The sequence below is a fragment of the Bartonella sp. CL63NXGY genome (genome assembly GCF_042194905.1).
GTDB lineage: Bacteria > Pseudomonadota > Alphaproteobacteria > Rhizobiales > Rhizobiaceae > Bartonella.
Map to the genome: position 1 here is coordinate 1 of NZ_JBHINK010000043.1, position 3,123 is coordinate 3,123.

Genomic DNA, 3,123 nt, shown 5'->3' on the forward strand with positions numbered 1-3,123 from the left:
GCAAGAGCTTTTACTCTTGGGAAAAAAGCAGAGCAACAAAAGCAAACAGAAAAAGCTTTAAAAGCAGCCACAACACGTCTGGAGGTGGAAAGTGAAGTTAATCAAAAAAGTGATGCTGATGTGCGTGCTGCTCTCTCTGACTGGTTGCACGACAAATAAATATGCTTCTTCTTGTGTTGGCTGGTTGCCAATTTATTTAGATAAGCAAGATCTGAACGCCATCAGTTCAAACTTAGCAAGAGAGATTTTAAAGCACAATAATCTAGGTGAACGCGTGTGTGGGTGGAAACATGGCTAGAAAAAAAACACAAGACGATACAGAGCTTACAGAAGCAGAAAAAGAAATCCTTCAAGAAATCATCATGACCTATAAAAGTGTAAAAGTGATGTCGCGTTATACGAAATGGATTGTACTCATTATACTCTTATTAGCGCTTGATTTTTCACGTATTATGGATGCGTTTGTAAGTATTTTTACACAAAAACCAAATATCCGACTCTAAACATACTCTGAGACGCGCGAAATTCTTTAGAAAATGGTTTCTTAATTTTGCTCGTCTCATGGAGACTATCAATAATAGCTTTACACATTTAAAACTGTTATTTTCACAGAATTGGACATATCAAATTTCTCTCCAAAATAGCTAAAAACACTGCAGAGGTAATTGTAAAAATTCTATCCTGTTATAAATGAAGCCCACTGTTCCAAGAGAACATGTCGTTGTTCTAAAAAATCCGTTCGCATATAAGCTTTTGTCACTGAACTCCCAACTGAATGGGCAAGAACAGTTTCGGCAATCTCGAACGGTGTTGACGTTGTCTCTGCTATCCAATCCCGTAAACTTGAACGAAAACCATGGGGACGATAAGTCAAACCACAAACTGTCATATATTTTGCCATGGTGGCATCAGAAATGGGGTTACCTTTAAGACCAGAAAAGAGAAAACCATTCTTTTCAAAGGGGAGAGTTTTTTCAATAACTCTCAAAGCTTCACCACTTAGTGGCACGCGAAAGTCTGAAACTTTCCCTACAATACCTTTCATGTTTTCTTTTGGTATCGTCCATATATTTTTATCAATTTGTTCAAGGCGCAAATAGCGCAATGGATATGACCGTGCTCCCGTCAAAATGAGTAACTTCAGTGCTAAATTTGAAAGGATCTTATCATCCAAGCTTTGATAAAATGCCGGAACCTCTTGCCATGGCATAGCAGGAATATTTGTTGATGTCGCACGTGGTTTTCCTAAAAGAGCGCGTGCCTTCATACAAGCCTGTAGATCAACATCTAAACCAAAAGCCGCAGCATATTTCAAGCAAATATTGATACGGTTAAGTGCTTTTCGCGCTGTGTCTGCTTTTTCATGCCAAAGGGGTGAGAGAACATTGCGAATAATATTGGCTGTTAATTTTTCTATAGGTAAATTACCAATGTGTGGAATCACGTGCAACTCTAGTGGAGAAAACCAGCGGCCGTTTTTACCTTCATTTTTCAACTCTGCTTTTTTGCTTTCAAAAGCCGCTTTTGCAATTTCTTGAAAAATATTGCTTTGCTGTTTTAAGACGGTTTGTTCTCGAAAGACAATAGGATCATTGCCTTCTTTAAGAATATCACTATAATGCCTAGCAAGCTCACGCGCTTCTTTTAAAGAGAGTTTTGTAACAGGACCAAGTCCCATTTCACGGCGCTTATTGTAGTGCGTATAGCGAAAAAACCAAGAGCGTGTATTGTCTTTTCGAACATTCAACCATAGCCCTGCCCCGTCACAATATTTACCCTGCGGAGACGTCTTTACGAATGATGCTGATAACCGATGAATCGCCCTCACTTAACGTCCCCTCTCGTCCACCTTTTCAAGCATTGCTCGTCCACCTTTTTGGGTCCACCTTTTAGACCACCTTTAATTTCTGATTTGAGATTTTTTCTTTAATACTTACTTTTTTTATTGAATCATAAAAAGCTATAGACATCAATACGCCCTTACACATCTTTATATACTTTGAATCTTGTTGCTAAAGCCTGATTCGCTCTCTGGGGGCACCATTTTTTATTTTACACATGTTTGTAAATGAATCGGCTTTTAAAACCTTGTCTGTTAAAGTTTATGCTTTCTGCTTCTGCATAATTTAGCGTTTTTAAGTTCTATTCTTGAAAAACTATGTAATACCTTAAAAAACTATCTATTGATCTAAGCGTATTGCTCAATAATTTTTTCTTCCATTCAAATTAACTTTTTGCTTATCCCACAGAAAAAGCATTATAAATATACCTAATTTCCAGTCATATCTAGAAGAAATTTTAAACTATCGATGCAAATCTTACATAAAATTTTATTCAAATAGTGCAAATCAACCATTCCCTCCAAGGTACTATTTAGACGCACTAAATATCTGAATATTTTTATTTAAAAAATTAAAATCTTTTAAAGAGCTTTCTTATTGAATTGTACTTAATTTAAACTCAATAAAAACTTTCCTTGAATATATATGTCATTCTTACAAATTTATCTCTCATAAACTGTTAGAGTAATAACATTTTCTTTTCGCCAATATGAACGATCTAAATAAAATAAATATCTGGAAAGGTAAAATAATTCAAAAATACACGACCGGAATTTAATATAATTTATCAAACATTTTCAACTAAACATTTCTTATTATTACGAATAACGATTGTTAGAACTTTAAAAAAATATTGCTTTATAAAAAACTTTTAAACAGGAAAAAAATGATAAATATCATAATTACCTTTCATTTTTTCAGAAAAAACTATCATGTTTAGAAATGAAACTCTTAGATAACACACTCAAAGAATTAACTTATGAAAAATTATTTTAATTGAAACTTAAATAGTTTTACAAAGAACGCTTTAAAATGATTGACCTTTTACAAGAAATTTGTCAAAAAGCATATCTAGTTTGGAGGGGTGGCCGAGCGGTTTAAGGCACCGGTCTTGAAAACCGGCGTGCAGGAGACTGTACCGTGGGTTCGAATCCCACCCCCTCCGCCACAGCACTTTTATGGTGCTATAACTTTTTGATTCTGTGTGTAGCTTGCCAGCGGGTTTTGTATATTTTGACACTAGGTTTTGTACCAATTTATTTTTTTTAAAGAGTTTTAAAGA

General features: G+C 35.0%; 2 protein-coding genes and 1 tRNA gene. 2 read left to right on the top strand and 1 reads right to left on the bottom strand.

Translation table 11 applies throughout. The annotated features are described in order from the left end of the window. Nucleotides 1-290: 290 nt before the first annotated feature. A complete protein-coding gene (locus ACFIK0_RS08945) occupies nucleotides 291-503 on the top strand; it encodes a hypothetical protein (RefSeq protein WP_375620805.1) in 213 nt (70 codons plus the stop codon). Between the two features lie 173 nt (nucleotides 504-676). On the opposite strand, the gene ACFIK0_RS08950 is transcribed toward ACFIK0_RS08945, so the two are convergent. Beyond that, nucleotides 677-1,828 (bottom strand): tyrosine-type recombinase/integrase, encoded by a 1,152-nt coding sequence (locus ACFIK0_RS08950; protein ID WP_375663856.1) that lies wholly within the window; start codon nucleotides 1,826-1,828, stop codon nucleotides 677-679. A 1,091-nt stretch (nucleotides 1,829-2,919) separates the two neighbouring features. Between ACFIK0_RS08950 and ACFIK0_RS08955 the strand changes: the two genes are divergently transcribed. Then, nucleotides 2,920-3,009: transfer RNA gene (locus ACFIK0_RS08955), tRNA-Ser, on the top strand. Nucleotides 3,010-3,123: the final 114 nt, after the last annotated feature.

Bases quoted from the DNA above. Each gene is read 5' to 3' on its own strand.
- ACFIK0_RS08945 (WP_375620805.1), top strand. From the start codon at position 291: ATGGCTAGAAAAAAAACACAAGACGATACAGAGCTTACAGAAGCAGAA.